We start from the raw sequence: 15695 nt of genomic DNA, 5'->3' as shown, positions 1-15695 counted from the left end.
ATCATGTTGCTACCCGTTTGGTAAGACCGGATATGGTGCCGGCGGCGACCGAGCGCTACTTGTGTCGCAAGTCATCGTGTCTACCGGGTCTGGCTAAGTATGTTGTCGCATAGTTCAGGCCTAGAGCGATCGGGCCCCATCGGAATCGGACGCATGGAGATGCGCTATGGAAAACCTGCTGCGAAGCCGTTCGACGCTTATCGTGTCCGTGTTGTGGCTGACGGGGTGTGTCGCCGCCGGCGTGCCGCAAAGCGGGCAGCACTTGAGCCCAACGGAGTGTCGCGACTTAGCCGCGCTCAGGAGCAACGCGCCTCCGACCATGGCGGAACATCGCAGCGAGCTTACGGCCCTCAGGAAAGCAGGCTACGACCCGTCACCGTTTTACGACGACCCCAATTACCCAGAGGATCTACAGGCGGCGCAGCGCATGGTTGACCATTGGTTCGAAACGGAATGCCAGCGGGTTCAATCGGGGTGAGAAGCGTGAGGCCAGTGGGGATGTTCGACGATGGACGTCGGTGCTCGACCCAGAGGCGTCACTCCACCCCGCGACGCTTCGATGGCAGCTACCCGACTACAACGGCCACTCGGCGATAGGCCCGTCTGACGACGGGCGCTCCGAGCTTTCGGAACGGACCAATGCGACGGGAGCCATTGTAGTGTGTTGCATTACAGGCTACAATAGCGTTCATGATCAAAACCTTCCGACATAAAGGGCTCGAACGGTTTTTCATGAAAGGCAGCAAAGCTGGAATCCAACCGCATCATGCGACGCGCCTTCGTATCCAGCTAACGGCTCTGAATTCAGCCGCAAAGCCGGACGACATGAACGCTCCGGGCTGGAAATTGCATTCGCTCGAAGACGATCTGAAAGGGCATTGGTCGATTTGGGTCAACGGAAACTGGCGGCTGACCTTCACGTTCGAAGGTACGGACGCAATCCTGGTCGATTACCAGGACTATCATTAAGGTGATTGTTATGACGATGATGCACAATCCTGCGCACCCAGGCGAAGTGCTGCGGGAGTGGATCCCTGAGGACATGACCGTGGGGCAGGCGGCGCAGGCGTTGCAGATCAACCGCGTTACGCTGTCCAACGTGCTGAACGGCAAGTCGGGCGTGACGGCCAGTTTCGCGCTTAGGCTTGCCGCGTGGCTCGGCACGTCGCCCGAAATGTGGGTCGGCATGCAGGCGCAATGGGATTTGTGGCAGGCGCTGCAGCAGCCTACCCCGAAGATTAAACCGCTTCCTCGGCACGCGGCTTGATGCAATGATCCCGCATCTCGTCGGCATCATGCCGAATGCAGTGTTCTGCCGAGGCGTGTTCCCTCACGCAGCCATTGTTCGCCTGACCGGAGGCGCGCCCGCGTAAGCGCGCCTCAGATCCCGAGGAATGCGTTATCGATCTACGGCAGATCGATTTATGTGGCAATGTCAGTGACGCCCTATTTTGGCCAGCAAAAACGAGTTCTACGCGGTGTTTTCGGAAGGACGCAGCCGACCCTGAAGAGACGTTGGCGCTCCCGAAAAACAGACATTCACATGCACAGCAAGCTTTTTCAGCGCAGGTGATCGGGCACCTTGGCGCACTGCGTCGTGTCGCGGTGCTCCTCTCTTATTCCTGGGATCACGTTTTCCACCGGGTGCGCCGGAGTGTTAAAGATGAGGGAGGTCGTATCAGGGGGGTCTCCCCATCTGTATTCGATCTCCTCGATAGAATTTCCGTTCGGCAGCGGGTTACGTGCGACCAACACAGTCGGGCTTCCGCGCTCTTCTATGTAACCATACAAGGTGTTCAGGAAATCTGCTGCAGACGGCGAGTTGATATTCCGCGGCTTTCCGATCTTGAAGAGCCGATCGTCACAAAACTGGAGGAGCAGAACACTCCATGTCCCGGACCCTTTGTCGAACCGATTAATGGCAGTCACACCCGCGAGAGCTTTGACTTGGTCCCCTTCCAGACGCGCTTGGCTTTCTACGGCCGCCCGATTTGTGCCACTGGTGAAACCCCAAACCTCAAATGCCCCACAGTTGGATACCCATACCGCAAATATTGTTAGTGTCACCACCATCCACACGGCGCGCTGGTGCCTCATTTTCCGAATCTCTTGATAGTGACGTTGCTGGGCGAGCATGGCAAATTGTTGCCAATATCGGCCACACAGGCAAATTTCTCGTGTTGGCCCCATCCAGCCCCCCAACCTCGCGCACCTCGCAGAATGGCTTTCAGCTCGGAATCGTTCTTCCACCCGCGCAATAAACGTCGACATACTGCAACGATTATCACAGAGAAGAGCGACGCAATAAGCCACTTATTCAAATGAAACGCGGCGCTTAGCATCACCCCAACACCAATGAAGATGGGAATCGAATAAAGCGCATCGGAAACAGTTGAATCGGCCGATACAAACTCGCCTGACACTGGATCAATCCATGCAACCAGCGAGCCTTTGTCGGAACTAGTGAACGCGCCCACTGTGCCTGTTCCAGAAAGGGGCTTAACAACGCCGCGCACATCCAACGTATAGACAGTCGCCCCATCGACATGCAAGCTTAACGTGGTGTAGCTGCGCATCCTCTCGCAGTAGTAAACGTCCAGATCATTGATCGGCATGATCGTGAGGCTCTTCGCTTCTAGCATTGCAGCTCTCCCCGGATGCATTGGACAGCCCGTCCGAACCCGAACATGGGGCGATCACACCAGCTATACGGCAGCCGCACGTGAAACTTGAGGGAGCAACAGGACGGCCGCTTAGGGAGCGCTGACACCGGAATGCCCGACAGACACTCCCGTCGAATGGCGCGTGCTGACCGACCGGCGACCGACGACGCCGCCTCGACGCTCGACGCCGCAGGAGATCTAGCCCGACCCGGAGCAGCCGATCACCGATCTCGAAAACGGGCGCTCGCAGCACATTGACAGGGCTATTGGCTGTCGACGCGCGAGAAACTATTGTCATTTTTTCAGTCGCGCTTCAATGCATCGCACAATTGTTCGGCAAGAGATGTTGAATGGGCCGGGCTGACAGTATGGAACGTCCCAACTCTGTCGCCCTTTCTTGTAAATAACGACGCCGTTGCGTCCGCAATCGACACGTTCCACCTGATCTAAGTTCAATTGCCAAGGTCTGTGCCCCCAACCTCCCCGACCCGATATCGCGGTGTTAGTCAGTTTGATCGTCGGTCCAACATAAAATGGCGACCATGCTACGTGGCACAAAATAATGATGAGAAGCGCAAGACACCACAAGGCCGAGAGCCAAGGCCATCGGAACAAGATCATCCAGGTGCTCGGATGAAAAATGGAATGGAACGACCACAGGAAGAGAATGAGATTTATGCCCAACGGCCACCCGCCCAACCTAAACTCGATAGTTTCCCCGGTATCCGTTGCTCGCTTAATTAACGTCGTCATAGCTCGTGTGATTTCTTCGTCAAATCGACCGGGACTGGTTGGGTCCGCAGCAATGTGATCTCGCCGTCCAACACTGGAGGTAGTGTCAGCGATTTCCACAGCCGTGTCGACTGGCTGTTTGTGGCCGAATCCGGCACCTCATTGCGACGTACTCTCTACCGTCACCTGCTGAAGCACTACGCCGAATGGTCCGCTTGTCTCGGTAATATGAAGTACGCCCGAATTGGAGTTTGCAGGAACATCCCAGCGTGGCCCACAGAAATGGATGCCCCCATGCAGCACAGAATCCATAAACACAATCCCATACGAACAGCTTCTTGATCCTGATGTATGTGAGTAAGTTGCTGTTTCTGTATGTGGTTGATCTGACGTAAAGCGCACCAATGTATTCAGCGCCACTGTTACCAACATACCCGCAGCCATAGCGCCAGTCGCGAAAGACGTAGCGATATGCTTCAAAGGATTTTCTAAAGGCGGACGTAGTCCACGCGACAGCCAGATGCTAATAACTCCGGCAACCACGCCACTGGCTATTGGCAGCCAGCGTCCAAGGACTGGCGTTGGGTAGGCATCCCGTGACAGGCACGCGAGCCAAAATAACAATGCCCCAAAAGCTATGACGGCGCTTACCCAAATAGTCGTACGTCGATTAGCCATATCAAGGAGATTGTGAAAATTAAGCGTCGTCGCCTGTTGGATTCTCTGCTATCTAGCCCGCTCTGTCGAACGGCTGCTTTTGGCCGGAAGGAGAAGACGACGCCGGAGCCTACTCATCTCTGTCCTTGCACGTCTCATCATGTAATCGGCGGTTGCGGAGATGCCGCGCTCATTGGTTTATTTGCGACAGCCGGCACCTCTTCGGCGACCGTTGTCGATGTCGCAGTTACGCGATTCCGATCAGCACGTCGGCGGGAATATGCAGCCCATCGTGCAGCTTGCGGATCATACCGAGGCTCAACGCGCGCCGGCCCGCCAGCACCTCATACACGCGGTTGCTGTTCCCAATGTACGGCTGCATGTCGCGCACCGACAGCCCCGCCTGTTCCATCCGATATTTGATCGCGTCGATCGGGTTCGGCGCCGCCATCGGGAAGTGCTCCGCCTCATACTTCTCGACGAGAATCGCCAGAATCTCCAATTCGTCGCCTTCCGGCGTGCCCGAAGCAGGATCCATGTCGACGAGCGCAGACACCGCCTTCAGGGCGGCCTCGTAATCGGCCTCGGTTCGAATCGGGTGAATATCCATCTCGTTACTCCATTTCTACGGTTACCGCATCGACCTTGTCGTATTCCGCGTGCGTACCGACAAACTTCACATACACCACGCCGATCTGGTAGGCCACCGCGACGATCAACCGGAAATCGTTGCCATTGATGTTAAAAACCACGCGGTTCCGACCGACGAAGCTCGCGCTGGCGTACTGGTCCTTGATGTTCTGCGGAGTCTTCCAGTTGGCCTTCGACGCTTCCGCGTGCCACGCCAACAACGGCTGTTCGGCTTGCGCGTGACGCGCGATGAAGTCAAGCAAGGTTCTTTTGGCAACGATTCGCATGCCTTGCATCTTAGTCCCAATTCGGGACTAGCACAACACAAAAATGGCCTACGACGATATTGCCGAAGGTTGCTTCCTGGCTGGCAAGCCACCGCTCGTCGGCCGCGACCCCGTTGTCAAACCTCGGTCTGCTCCGCCATCTCAAGGGCATCGTCGACCTCAATGCCGAGATAGCGCACCGTACTCTCCAACATGGAATGTCCGAGCAGCAACTGCACCGCCCGAAGGTTCTTTGTCCGCCGATAGATCAGCGAAGCTTTCGTGCGGCGCATCGTATGGGTACCGTATGCGGTGTCGTCCAGGCCAATCGATGCAATCCAGCGATGTACCCGCCGAGCATATTGCCGCGTCGACAGATGTGGTGACGTATGCACCCGGCTCGGGAACAGAAAACCCGCCGCCTTCAGTCCCCGCGCTTCGATCCATGCCTCGAGGCTCTCACGGGTCTGTTCCGTGATCTCGAATTGCACCGGCCGCTGGGTCTTCTGCTGCATCACAGTCGCCCTGGACGCCACGTGGCTGCCGTGACGGACATCCTGGACCTGCAACCGCGTAAGGTCGCACGCTCGGAGCTTGCTATCAATTGCGAGATTGAACATCGCGAGCTCGCGAAGGTTTGACGCCATCTCAAGTCTCGTCCGGATCGCCCAGATTTCTCCGAGCTTTAATGGCGGCTTCTGTCCGGTGAGCTTGCCTTTGTTCCATGGCACACGGTGGCCAACAACGACATTCGGGGCTTCCATGACAATCTCCTTTCAGGCAAAGGGAGATTGAGTGTGCGCCGGGTCGGGCGGTCGCAGCCCGTTAAGGTTTATTCGATGCCAGCCATCGGGCGCATGAATGTGCATACCTCTGCACATGTCGGCAGGCGTCGAATAAGCCCGATGGAGGAAACCGCGGAGTGCCCCGATGCGGTTGGAGATTTCGCGGCTATGGCGATTGATAGGCGGGGATGCTCAATCGTGCCGGGTGCAACTGGACGGAGTTGGATGCTGGCTGGGCGCTGACAGGGTAGCGAAGCGGTGCCGTCGTGTAATCGCGATGACGAGGCGGCCGTGCGAGGAGCGTGGCGACGTGACACGCGCAAACGTCCGCTCGTGGGCCGCGTTGCCGCAAAGCCGACGGTCGGTTCGGATATCGGGGAACCGTGGAGTTCATGTGTGCGGCCGGTGCGTTGGGGGTGCGCGGATTGGGGCGCTGCGCGCGAATACGTCGATGACGATCATCGGCGCGCCGCAGTGGCGGCAGACGAAGACGGGCCGGGTAGCGATGGTGGTGTCCGGTGACGGGGCGATGCCGGGTGCGACGTGCAGCAGCTCGCGCACTTTGGCGAGACTGGCGCGTCGGACCGGGTTGGCGAGCAGCCCGTAGTGACGGATGCGATGGAAACCACCGGGCAGCACATGGAGCAGGAAGCGGCGCATGAATTCGCTAGCCTCTAGCGTCATGGTTTTGTAGCGGGTGCGCCCCTTCGCGCGATAGTCCTTCCAACGGAACGTCACGCCGCGCTCGTCGAAGGCGAGCAGACGCTGGTTGGAGATGGCGACGCGGTGCGTGTAGCGTGAGAGGTACTCGAGCACCGCCTTCGGTCCGGCGAACGGGCGCTTTGCGTAGACCACCCATTCGCAGGTACGCAGCGGTGCCAGCCACCGGGCAAAGGTGGCGGGGTCCGCGAGCCCGGTGTACTCGCCGAAGAACTGTAGCTGGCCATTGCGGTGGGCCACTTCGAGCGCTTCGAGGAAGCGTCGGCGGAACAGGCGTGAGAGCACGCGCACCGGCAGGAAGAAGCCGGGCCGGCAGGCGATCCAGCGCTCACCATCGGGCGACAGCCCGCCACCGGGCACGATGCCGTGCACATGCGGGTGATGCGTGAGGGCCGAGCCCCAGGTATGCAGTACGAGCGTGGCCGCGATCTGGGCGCCGAGGTGTTTGGGATCGGCGGCGATCGTGCGCAGCGTCTCAAAGGCGATGTCGAGCAGCAGGCCGTAGATGATCCGCTTGTTGTACCAGGCGATGGCGCTGACGGGCGCGGGCAGCGTGAAGACGACGTGGAAATATTCGACGGGCAGCAGATCGGCCTGGCGTGCCTCCAGCCAGCGGTGTGCTGCGCTGGCCTGGCACTTCGGGCAATGCCGGTTGCGGCACGAGTTGAAGGACACCTCTGTCCTTGCGCAGCCTGAACAGCGCAGCACATGCCCGCCCAGTGCCGCCGTGCGGCACCGTTCGATGGCCGACATGACCTTCAGCTGCCCCAGGCTCAACTGTGTGGTGGCCCGCCACGCTGGCCCGTGGCTGCGGAAGATGTCCGCAACCTCCAGCATGAGGCGCTACAGCACGCGGGTCTACTCGGAGGGCAGACGGTCCAGCGGACTGGTGACCTCGCGCAGCAGGTCGGTGGCCACCTGGACGTAGAGCGCGGTGTTCTCGAGCTTCGCATGGCCGAGCAGCACCTGGATCACGCGGATGTCCACCTTCTGTTCAAGCAAGTGTGTCGCGAAGCTATGCCGAAGCGTGTGCATGGACACGCGCTTGTCGATGTTCGCAGCCTCGGCGGCGGCATGAATGGCGCGGTTCAGTTGCCGCGTGCTCAACTGATCGAGCGGATCGAGGCCGGGAAACAGCCACCCGCCATCGAGCATCTTGCCCTGCGCACGCGCCACGCGCCACCACGCACGCAGACGCTCGAGCAGCACCGGTGAGAGCATCGCATAGCGGTCGCGGCGGCCCTTGCCCTGCTCGATACGCAGTGTCATGCGTTCGCTGTCGACGTCGGTGACCTTCAGCGCGACCACTTCGCTGGCGCGTAGCCCCGCGCCGTACGCGACCGACAGCGCGGTCTGGTGCTTGAGGTTGCCGGCCGCCTCGATGAGGCGCCGGACCTCATCGGGACTGAGCACGACGGGCAATATGCGGGGCACGCGCACGGGATGCATTCTGACCATCAGCTCGGGCCGGTCGAGCGTGACGGTGAAGAAGAACTTCAGGCCGGTGATCGCGTGGTTCAGCGACACGGCCGATGTGCCGTGGTCGACCAGATGGAGCTGGTAGCGGCGCAGGTCCTCGACGGTGGCCGTGTCCGGTGAGCGTCCGAGAAACCGCGCGAACTCACGCACGATGTGCAGATAGATGTCCTGCGTCTTGGGGGCAAGCTGGCGCATGCGCATGTCGTCGATCATGCGCTGGCGCAGCGGACTGACGTTTGACTGTGAGGAGGTCATGATGGGACTCCTGCTGAAGAACGAGGCGGATTGCCTCATTCGCCAACATAAAGCCGCGCGACCGGCCTCTCCCTGACCTTCAGCGTCGGATCGTAGCCCCTACCGCGCGAGCGGTTTAGTCCTTCGACCCGTTTCCGCCGTTCGAGTACGTTTCGTTCCAGGGGCAGGTTTTGGTTGGGGACCGGCCACTCAGAGTTCCGGCGGGCGATTCATCAACCTGTAGCGGAACCCGTAAGGTGAGATTTCTTGCCTTGCGTGACAAGGCGTCATTCAGGAAGGATGCGTGAGCCGTCGATGTTGAGTAGCTGAAACTTGGTTAGTGATTCTTCCATCGCATTCGTTTTCTTCAGGTTCGCAATGACGCCGTCCAGATTCGCGTAGTCGAACTGTGCGCACCAGCGCGCCATTTTTGCAAGACTGCGCGCGTAGTCGGCGGGCTCGTTCTCGCGGGTGAGCTTACGCAGGCAATCGACGAACTGCGGATGAAAGAGGGTTGGCACAATAATGCGGGACAGCCCTGTACGTGAGAGTTCCGCGTTCATCACGAGGCGTGAAACCCGACCGTTTCCGTCAACGAACGGATGAATCTCTGCCACCAGGAACAGGTAGAAAATCGCCCGCGCAATGCCTTCAGGAACACTCATGGCCAGGCGCGAGCCCTCTTCAAACGTTCCGCGAACCTGCCCAGGGTTCACGAACTGAGTCGTCCCGGCATAGTTGATTTCTGTCTTCAGCCCGCCGGGGTTCGCCTCCGGCCGGGCCTGCAACATGAGAGCGTGCCACTCCTGCAGCGCCGGCAGGAACTCTTCGCCGGACACAGGCGGGCTATGTCGGTATGGCGCTTCGACCGCCAGTTGGTACACCCCGAGGATGTCGTGGGAGTCCTTCGGGCGGGTGGACATCACCTTCTGGTGCATGACAATGTCGCGCGCATCCTCAATGGCGAATTTTGTCCCCTCGACGTAGTTCGAAAAATACGACTCTACGAAGGCGCGATTGTGCCGCGCCGTGCCGACGGGCACCGTTTCTTCAACACGCGGTAAAGCAGCGGCTCGCAGGTAGTTCGCGAGCAGTCCAAAACGCTCAATACGGTCTCGGTCGACGGACTTGCCCTTGGCGATGAGGATGCCATCGTGAGTTTTCAGCTCACCCTTTTCGTGCGTGCCGAGGAGTTCGCCAATCATGCCGCGCAGCGTCTCAAGTTGCTCCTGCATGCCAAGTCGTTCGGCCAGCGACGCCGCCTTGTCCCGAATATCGTTGAGAAACTGCTCCCCAGACGCATTCAGATGTTTGATGAGCCAATCTTCAACTTCGTGAGCGCCCGCACGGCGCGCCGCTTTGTGACCTAGGTTCTCAAGCAGGATACGTGGCTGACTCGCCCAGTGCAGCCCGGTTTGCCCCAGCGTCATGTCTCCGGGTAACGGCCCCGGCCCTTCGACGACCTGGAACGCAAGGCCTGGTAACTCGAGCTTTCGACGGACGAGTGTCGGATGCGATACGGTCCAGACGTTTTCCTGGGCCATGCCCCGGAGGGCGCTCACGTGCGAGACCACACCGCCAGGCATGAGCACACCGCCGATAGCCATCCAGTGCGTGCGAATTCGCCTCTCCACTTCCGCATCCCCGCCTTCGCTCTTGACATACACGCCCTTAAACACATTCGTGAGCACGCCAGCCGCAGCGAGGCGCTGGACACGCCGTCTCTCCGCCGTCGAGAGGCCGGACATGAAGATGACATCCTTGGTTACGGGCTCTAGGGTCGCAGTCATGAAGGTGCTGGGTTGTCGCGTAGATTCACATTTTATCGCCTTGAAACGAGATTTTGTCGCGTAGAGTCTCAGAAGTGATCAAATTTGTCGCATAGGCTAACAGAATTCAATACGGGGCAGATCGTCGCGCACCCGTGGGGAGGCACGCGTGTCGCGTAGAGTCACAGAGAGCGCTCCCGACTCGGGTTTTTGTCGCGTCGGCTCACAAAAACGGCAGTTTTTGTCGCGTTGAGTCGCAGTTTTGCAGCGCGCTCAGACGTTCGATACCTACATGGAACTCGCTAAAGCCGCAGGAATTGCTCAGCGTATCGCGACCGCCGCGGTGAGAGCAGCGGTATCCGACGCTCAGCACACATGGCCGAAGATGATCGACGAGCTCCCGACGCCGCAAGGCATGAAGGAGGTCATCCTTGATCGCCTTAAAACGTTGCCGTGGGCGTCAACTCTGATGGTCTTTTCAATTGAGAATAAGAAAAACGATGAGTCCGTTCCATTAACTGAACCGACCGTTCAAGTGGCCACCCTGTCACTGAGGCGAGCGGCAGAAACTGGCCGCACCCGGCCAACCACGCCCACTCCGTGCAGTTGCATGGAGATTCATCCAAGTGGCGTAGCCCACCTAAGGACAGTAGTCGCCACTGCACAAGGCACTCATTCCGAAGCTGTACCGCAGCCCGGCCTGTCAAACAATGCCGCCAGTCCGCGAGCATAACGCGACGCCCCTTGCGCCTCGGCAGCACACGACCGATCTAGTCCGTCTGCGTCCGGTGCGGTGTCTTTAGGGAACCTCTGAACAGGTTCTGCTGATGCGTTGCCGATCGGCCGGAAGGGCCGATTTTTTTGGGGTGGGTCTGAAATACGCCCGATTTCCCGCTGATCCCGTGGCTTTTCGCCCCGGTGTGCGCCCGCTGGGCGTGCAGCGGACGCATCTTCCCCGCTTACGTCAGCATCGCTCGCCTCGCCAGATAGAGATTGGTCAGCCCGATCAAGGTGAACACTTGGGCCGCGTTCTTCGCCAGTCCCTTGTAGCGCACCTTGCTATAGCCGAATTGCCGCTTGATAACGCGAAACACATGCTCGACTCGGCTGCGAATCGACGACATCTTCCGGTTGAACCGCTTGTTCGCCCCGGACAGCTTGTGCTGCGCGCTCGCTTTGAGCGACACGCCCCAGAACACGCCTGCCTGACGCGCCGCGCGCTTGATGCGATTATCGACGTAGCCTTTGTCGCCGAATACGGCCCGGTCGTCTTCGCGCAGCAGTTTGGGCAACTGGCTCACATCCGGCGCGTTGGCCGGCGTCACCGAGACCGTATGGACCAGTCCGCTGTCCACGTCTGCTCCCACATGAATCTTCATGCCGAAGAACCAGTTGTTGCCCTTTTTCGTCTGGTGCATCTGGGGATCGCGTTGCTTGCTCTCGTTCTTGGTCGACGGCGGTGCATGAATGATCGTCGCATCGACCATCGTGCCGCCCTTGAGCAGCAGGCCCTTGCCCTCCAGCACCTCGTTGATCGTGTTCATGATCGCTGCCATCAACCGGTGCTGCTCCAGCAGGCGCCGAAACTTCAGGATCGTCGTTTCGTCCGGCATCGACTCGTCGAACAGGTCCAGCTTCGCGAACGCCCGCATGCACGGCACGTCATAGAGCGTGTCTTCCATGCCCGGATCGGACAAGTTGAACCATTGCTGCATGAAGTAAATGCGCAGCATCGTTTCCAAGCCGCGCGGCCGGCGACCTCGGCCCGCTTTCGGGTAGTGCGGTTCGATCAATGCAATCAGCTTCGCCCACGGCACCACCTGCTCCATCTCTTCGAGGAACCGCTCGCGCTTGGTCCTGCGTTTCTTGCCCGTCTCGGCCAGCGTTGCAAAGCTGATCTGCTTCATCGTCCTTCTTGTTCTTGGTTCGTTCGTGTCGGCGAGCATCTTACCCACAAGCCCCCGGGTCGTCACTTGATCAGAGGTTCCTTAGTACCAAGCAGATAAACGATATCGCGACGGAGGTAGCGCGCCTTCACTTCATCAATCGATGGGGAATGCGGTGAGTAGGAGGGAACGCCGACGCGCAAGCACATAGCCTTTCTACCACAGCCAATCCGACGTCCAGGGCGGCGCATGCAACCGAAAGTTCATTCGGCTATAGTCTCGAATCCGTAGGGTGCCCTACAGGAATTGTCTTTCTTCCAGACGAAAGCAGAGTGCGTACCCTCTTTCCTCACGGCGAACAAGCAATGAATCCGATACATGCAAACTCACCCAGTGCGACAGTAGGCTCCGTGGATGCTTCGACAACTCAAACCGACCAGCAAAGCACTCCGGTGCCGCAAGAAAAGCGGCTGCGGGGAATTTTTTTGCACACGGGATGGAGGAGCGGGGGGACCTGGCTATGGTCGCGATTCCGCGCACTGGAATCGGTAAGCGCTCTCTATGAACCGCTGGGCGAACTGCTCGGAGAGTTGAGCGTTGCCGATATTCCTAGCATCCGGCCTGATTACACCTCGGGCCACCCATCGATGCGTTCGCCCTACTATGAAGAGTACCGGCCATTCATGCGAAAGGCCGGGCGTGGTGTGAATGGATATCGAAAGAATTTCGGAATCGATCGCTTTGGAGACATACCGGGAGACGATTTTTCGGCCTTGTGCGCCTATTTGAAAGATCTCTGCGACATCTCGGCGGAGAACGGCAAGGTCCCGGTGCTCAAGTTCTGCCGCTCTCAAGGACGGACACCCTGGCTCAAGCGCGCGTTTCCCAACGTCATGCACATGGGCCTCCTGCGCAACCCCGCTGCCCAGTTTGCTTCCGGCTGGATGCTGAGGCAGGAGTGGCGCAATCCCTTTTTCGTTGCAGCGCCGTTTCGCGTGCTGGGCCTCAACCAGAGCGAGCCGATCGTCAGGCAAGCGATCGCCACGTGCGGCGTGAAATTGCCGCGTGTTGAAACGGCTTCGGACGAAGCGTACACAGCCGCTTGCGCGCATTACGCACAGACGGTTGAAGGCGTCGAAGCCTATCGGGCATTCGTCGCGTTGTGGATCGTCTCCGCCTGGCGGATGCTTAACGACGTGGATCTCCTGCTTGACGCCGATCGACTCGGACAGTCGCCGGCGTATGCCGCCGGATTACGTTCCGAGTTTCAAGCGGCCACCGGTGTGGCACCAGACTTCAGTGCTGCGAGAAATCTGGTTGATGAGGCGACGCGCAATGCTCAACGGATGTCGGAAATCGACGGTCGGCTGCTGCGATCGATCAATTTTTTAGCGCAAAAATTTCTGCTCGCGCAGATGGAAGCATCGGGCAGCTCGCAAAGCCCAATCGCCGAGATCGTTCGTCAGAAGCTCTTGCTCGCCGATGAAATATCCGGGCAGTGGCGATACTAGACCCAGGCCGGCCGCAGGTCAGCCAAACAACTCGACAGCTCATCCTCAGAAGATCGCCATGACAGCACAACCGCTTGAAATTGATTTCGTCTCCGATGTGGCATGCCCGTGGTGTGCAATCGGACTCTCATCGCTTCAGCAAGCGCTCGCCCGCCTCGGCAGCGCAGTCGATGCGCGGATCGTCATGCATCCGTTCGAGCTGAATCCGGGGATGGCGCCCGGAGGCGAGGACGTCATCGAGTACCTCGGGAAGAAATACGGCCGCACGCCGAGCGAGATCGCCGAAACACAGGCGATGATCCGCGAGCGAGGTGCGGCTGTCGGCTTTCAGTTCGGTTTGCGCGGGCGCGTCTACAACACCTTTGACGCTCACCGGCTGCTGCATTGGGCCGGGATCGAAGGCAAACAGGTGCCGCTCAAACTGGCCCTGCTGCAGGCCTACCATACGGACGGAAAGGACCCCAGCGACCACAGCGTCCTGATCGATGCCGCACGTTCGGTCGGACTCGATGCCGGGCAGGCGCGCGAGGTGCTCGAAAGCGAGAAATTCGCCAATGAGGTTCGCGCTGAAGAACAGGAATACCAAGCCATGGGCATTCAGTCGGTGCCGGCCATCATCTTCAACCGGCGCTATCTGGTGAGCGGCGGACAGCCGGTGGAAGCGTTCGAGCAGGCCATCAAGCAGATCGTCTCCGAAGCGAAGTGACGGCGCACTTGGATCGCGACATCGCCCACGCGCCGTCCACGAGCATCACCTCTTCGCAGGGACCCGTCGCGGTCCTTCCGGCATGACTTCGCACTCATAGACCATCCGGCGACCTTCACCGCCTGCGCGCGGTTCGCCGGATCGGCACTGGTTTACCCGGCCCGCCTACCAGCAAAAAAATGCCATCGAATCGACGTTTTATACATGGACCCATCGCGTCCAGATCATTAATCTTGTCGAATGATGTTCGATATGTTTTGCGCCGGAATCGCAATATTAAAAGAAAGCAAAGGAGATAAGTCTTAGCATCGAAACTGATTCAAACCGTTGGTTCGTTCCGCGGTTACCCACCTCCCAGTTCAACAAACAACACCTGGACCGGCCGTGCCCGAACCGCACGCGCGATCCATAAGACCGGGCTTGCCCAGGCGTAACCGTACGTTCGGTACGCGCGATCGATCCTCTGCAAGACATTCGTAATAGCTCCGCCAGAAGAATAGGCGTGCATAAAAGCCACTGCATTTCGATGTGTATAAAAGCTGGAGACATGGCATGAAAAGGTTTATCCCTCTCGCATTCGGCGCGGTCTTTTCCTGCGCGCCCGTTTCCTCCGCGTTCGCGCAGTCGTCGGTCACCCTCTACGGCGTGCTCGACAATGGCCTCGTCTATCAGAGTGCGGGCGGCAACAATTCAGCGATCCGAGCGGTACCCGGCGGACTCTTCTCGACACGCTTCGGCTTTAAAGGCAGCGAGGATATCGGCGGCGGCCTGCACGTCAATTTCCAGTTGGAGCAGGCTTTTTCGGGGCAAACGGGTGCGGCGACAAACCCGGCCGAGGCCTTCAATCGTCTAGCGTTTGTCGGGCTCTCGGGCAATTTCGGAGAGTTTCGCCTCGGCTTGCAGAACTCACCGGAATACGACGTACTTCAGGCGGCAATGGATCCGTCATGGGTTAAAAGTCTTGCGTCGCCCATGAATAATTTCAACTCACTGATCATCCGTGCGAACGACGGCATTTCGTATTACACCCCCACGTTTTACGGGCTGAATGCTAAGTTCATGGTGGCGCTGCGCGATCCGACGACTGGAACGGGGAACGGCCTGGGGTTCTACAACGCTGTCGTCCAGTACGAGAACGGGCCCTTGAATATCGCGGCCGGCTACGAACGAGGAGACGAACCTAGCGTCGGAGCGGGCGGCGCCTATACGCTGTCGGGCGGCGCTATCGCGGGTGCCGGCGCGGTACTGAGCGTGTTCAATGCGGGGGCTTCGTATGCGATCGGCGCCGACCGCGTTTGGCTGGCTTATCACACGGAGAAACTGACCAATTCGCCGAAATACCTGCAGCACGACGTCTACCAGATATCGGACTCGTACAAGGTCGACCCGTTCGCGCTCGTTTCGTTGATGTACGGTTACGTGCACGACCGCACCGGAGAGGGCAACAACGCGCAGGAATTGGGTCTGCTTTTCGAGTACTACCTGTCCAAATCGACCGAGCTCTATACGGCAGTCGGTTTCCTCCAGAACAGGAATCAGGCGGAATACACGCTCTCCGGCACAGCGTATTCGGGCCTTTCGGTCACGCCCGGTACCGACAGCCGCGGCATCGGGATCGGCATGGTCCACAAGTTCTGAGCCACACACGCACGGGGGC

16 protein-coding genes are annotated in these 15695 nt (G+C 59.1%); 7 read left to right on the top strand and 9 right to left on the bottom strand.

Going from position 1 to position 15695, the window contains the following annotated elements:
• Positions 1-166: 166 nt before the first annotated feature.
• From J3485_RS20370 to J3485_RS20360, 3 genes are all read left to right on the top strand, one after another.
• The gene (locus J3485_RS20370; RefSeq protein ID WP_206956139.1) at positions 167-478 is read left to right on the top strand and encodes a DUF4148 domain-containing protein; all 312 of its coding nucleotides are present in this window, start codon (positions 167-169) and stop codon (positions 476-478) included.
• Between the two features lie 212 nt (positions 479-690).
• Positions 691-969 (top strand): type II toxin-antitoxin system RelE/ParE family toxin, encoded by a 279-nt coding sequence (locus J3485_RS20365; protein WP_206956138.1) that lies wholly within the window; start codon positions 691-693, stop codon positions 967-969.
• Between the two features lie 10 nt (positions 970-979).
• On the top strand, positions 980-1267 hold the full coding sequence (locus J3485_RS20360; RefSeq protein ID WP_206956137.1) for a HigA family addiction module antitoxin: 288 nt from the start codon (positions 980-982) through the stop codon (positions 1265-1267).
• 293 nt (positions 1268-1560) lie between these two features.
• Here the strand turns inward: J3485_RS20360 and J3485_RS20355 are convergent, their stop codons facing one another.
• The 8 genes from J3485_RS20355 to J3485_RS20320 all read right to left on the bottom strand — a co-directional run bounded on the left by J3485_RS20355 (position 1561) and on the right by J3485_RS20320 (position 9914).
• A complete protein-coding gene (locus tag J3485_RS20355; protein WP_206956136.1) occupies positions 1561-2136 on the bottom strand; it encodes a hypothetical protein in 576 nt (191 codons plus the stop codon).
• Positions 2094-2642: a hypothetical protein gene (locus J3485_RS20350; protein ID WP_206956135.1), complete on the bottom strand. Its 549-nt coding sequence runs from the start codon at positions 2640-2642 to the stop codon at positions 2094-2096. Before J3485_RS20350 ends, J3485_RS20355 begins: the two co-directional genes overlap by 43 nt.
• A 1657-nt stretch (positions 2643-4299) precedes the next feature.
• The gene (locus J3485_RS20345; RefSeq protein ID WP_206956134.1) at positions 4300-4662 is read right to left on the bottom strand and encodes a helix-turn-helix domain-containing protein; all 363 of its coding nucleotides are present in this window, start codon (positions 4660-4662) and stop codon (positions 4300-4302) included.
• A gap of 4 nt (positions 4663-4666) precedes the next feature.
• On the bottom strand, positions 4667-4969 hold the full coding sequence (locus J3485_RS20340; RefSeq protein WP_206956133.1) for a type II toxin-antitoxin system HigB family toxin: 303 nt from the start codon (positions 4967-4969) through the stop codon (positions 4667-4669).
• Positions 4970-5085: 116 nt separating this feature from the next.
• The gene (locus J3485_RS20335) at positions 5086-5712 is read right to left on the bottom strand and encodes a tyrosine-type recombinase/integrase (RefSeq protein ID WP_206956132.1); all 627 of its coding nucleotides are present in this window, start codon (positions 5710-5712) and stop codon (positions 5086-5088) included.
• Between the two features lie 411 nt (positions 5713-6123).
• Positions 6124-7290: an IS91 family transposase gene (locus J3485_RS20330; protein WP_206955966.1), complete on the bottom strand. Its 1167-nt coding sequence runs from the start codon at positions 7288-7290 to the stop codon at positions 6124-6126.
• A gap of 21 nt (positions 7291-7311) precedes the next feature.
• Positions 7312-8187, bottom strand: a complete 876-nt coding sequence (locus J3485_RS20325; protein ID WP_206955967.1) for a tyrosine-type recombinase/integrase — start codon at positions 8185-8187, stop codon at positions 7312-7314.
• 266 nt (positions 8188-8453) lie between these two features.
• A complete protein-coding gene (locus J3485_RS20320) occupies positions 8454-9914 on the bottom strand; it encodes a Fic family protein (protein WP_206956131.1) in 1461 nt (486 codons plus the stop codon).
• A gap of 313 nt (positions 9915-10227) precedes the next feature.
• Here J3485_RS20320 and J3485_RS20315 point away from each other — a divergent pair, with 313 nt between their 5' ends.
• The gene (locus J3485_RS20315) at positions 10228-10668 is read left to right on the top strand and encodes a hypothetical protein (protein WP_206956130.1); all 441 of its coding nucleotides are present in this window, start codon (positions 10228-10230) and stop codon (positions 10666-10668) included.
• Positions 10669-10894: 226 nt separating this feature from the next.
• Here J3485_RS20315 and J3485_RS20310 read toward each other — a convergent pair whose 3' ends face one another.
• On the bottom strand, positions 10895-11842 hold the full coding sequence (locus tag J3485_RS20310) for an IS5 family transposase (protein WP_206952392.1): 948 nt from the start codon (positions 11840-11842) through the stop codon (positions 10895-10897).
• Positions 11843-12231: 389 nt separating this feature from the next.
• Here J3485_RS20310 and J3485_RS20305 point away from each other — a divergent pair, with 389 nt between their 5' ends.
• From J3485_RS20305 to J3485_RS20295, 3 genes are all read left to right on the top strand, one after another.
• A complete protein-coding gene (locus J3485_RS20305) occupies positions 12232-13332 on the top strand; it encodes a hypothetical protein (RefSeq protein WP_309477061.1) in 1101 nt (366 codons plus the stop codon).
• Between the two features lie 58 nt (positions 13333-13390).
• Positions 13391-14038, top strand: coding sequence for a DsbA family oxidoreductase (locus J3485_RS20300; RefSeq protein ID WP_206958225.1), 648 nt, complete (start codon positions 13391-13393; stop codon positions 14036-14038).
• A gap of 552 nt (positions 14039-14590) precedes the next feature.
• Complete coding sequence (locus tag J3485_RS20295) at positions 14591-15676, top strand: porin (RefSeq protein ID WP_206956129.1); 1086 nt, start codon at positions 14591-14593, stop codon at positions 15674-15676.
• Positions 15677-15695: the final 19 nt, after the last annotated feature.

It is taken from the genome of Trinickia acidisoli (assembly GCF_017315725.1).
GTDB classification, from domain to species: Bacteria; Pseudomonadota; Gammaproteobacteria; order Burkholderiales; family Burkholderiaceae; genus Trinickia; species Trinickia acidisoli.
The sequence above is the reverse complement of the archived record's forward strand: the minus strand, read 5'-3'. Positions and strand labels throughout refer to the sequence as shown.

What these genes read in the sequence shown, in the direction of transcription:
- J3485_RS20340 (WP_206956133.1), bottom strand. Translation starts at nt 4,969, where the DNA reads ATGCGAATCGTTGCCAAAAGAACCTTGCTTGACTTCATCGCGCGTCAC.
- J3485_RS20295 (WP_206956129.1), top strand. Translation starts at nt 14,591, where the DNA reads ATGAAAAGGTTTATCCCTCTCGCATTCGGCGCGGTCTTTTCCTGCGCG.
- J3485_RS20300 (WP_206958225.1), top strand. Translation starts at nt 13,391, where the DNA reads ATGACAGCACAACCGCTTGAAATTGATTTCGTCTCCGATGTGGCATGC.
- J3485_RS20320 (WP_206956131.1), bottom strand. Translation starts at nt 9,914, where the DNA reads ATGTCCGGCCTCTCGACGGCGGAGAGACGGCGTGTCCAGCGCCTCGCT.
- J3485_RS20310 (WP_206952392.1), bottom strand. Translation starts at nt 11,842, where the DNA reads ATGAAGCAGATCAGCTTTGCAACGCTGGCCGAGACGGGCAAGAAACGC.
- J3485_RS20330 (WP_206955966.1), bottom strand. Translation starts at nt 7,290, where the DNA reads ATGCTGGAGGTTGCGGACATCTTCCGCAGCCACGGGCCAGCGTGGCGG.
- J3485_RS20325 (WP_206955967.1), bottom strand. Translation starts at nt 8,187, where the DNA reads ATGACCTCCTCACAGTCAAACGTCAGTCCGCTGCGCCAGCGCATGATC.
- J3485_RS20370 (WP_206956139.1), top strand. Translation starts at nt 167, where the DNA reads ATGGAAAACCTGCTGCGAAGCCGTTCGACGCTTATCGTGTCCGTGTTG.
- J3485_RS20355 (WP_206956136.1), bottom strand. Translation starts at nt 2,136, where the DNA reads ATGCTCGCCCAGCAACGTCACTATCAAGAGATTCGGAAAATGAGGCAC.
- J3485_RS20315 (WP_206956130.1), top strand. Translation starts at nt 10,228, where the DNA reads ATGGAACTCGCTAAAGCCGCAGGAATTGCTCAGCGTATCGCGACCGCC.
- J3485_RS20360 (WP_206956137.1), top strand. Translation starts at nt 980, where the DNA reads ATGACGATGATGCACAATCCTGCGCACCCAGGCGAAGTGCTGCGGGAG.
- J3485_RS20345 (WP_206956134.1), bottom strand. Translation starts at nt 4,662, where the DNA reads ATGGATATTCACCCGATTCGAACCGAGGCCGATTACGAGGCCGCCCTG.
- J3485_RS20335 (WP_206956132.1), bottom strand. Translation starts at nt 5,712, where the DNA reads ATGGAAGCCCCGAATGTCGTTGTTGGCCACCGTGTGCCATGGAACAAA.
- J3485_RS20365 (WP_206956138.1), top strand. Translation starts at nt 691, where the DNA reads ATGATCAAAACCTTCCGACATAAAGGGCTCGAACGGTTTTTCATGAAA.
- J3485_RS20350 (WP_206956135.1), bottom strand. Translation starts at nt 2,642, where the DNA reads ATGCTAGAAGCGAAGAGCCTCACGATCATGCCGATCAATGATCTGGAC.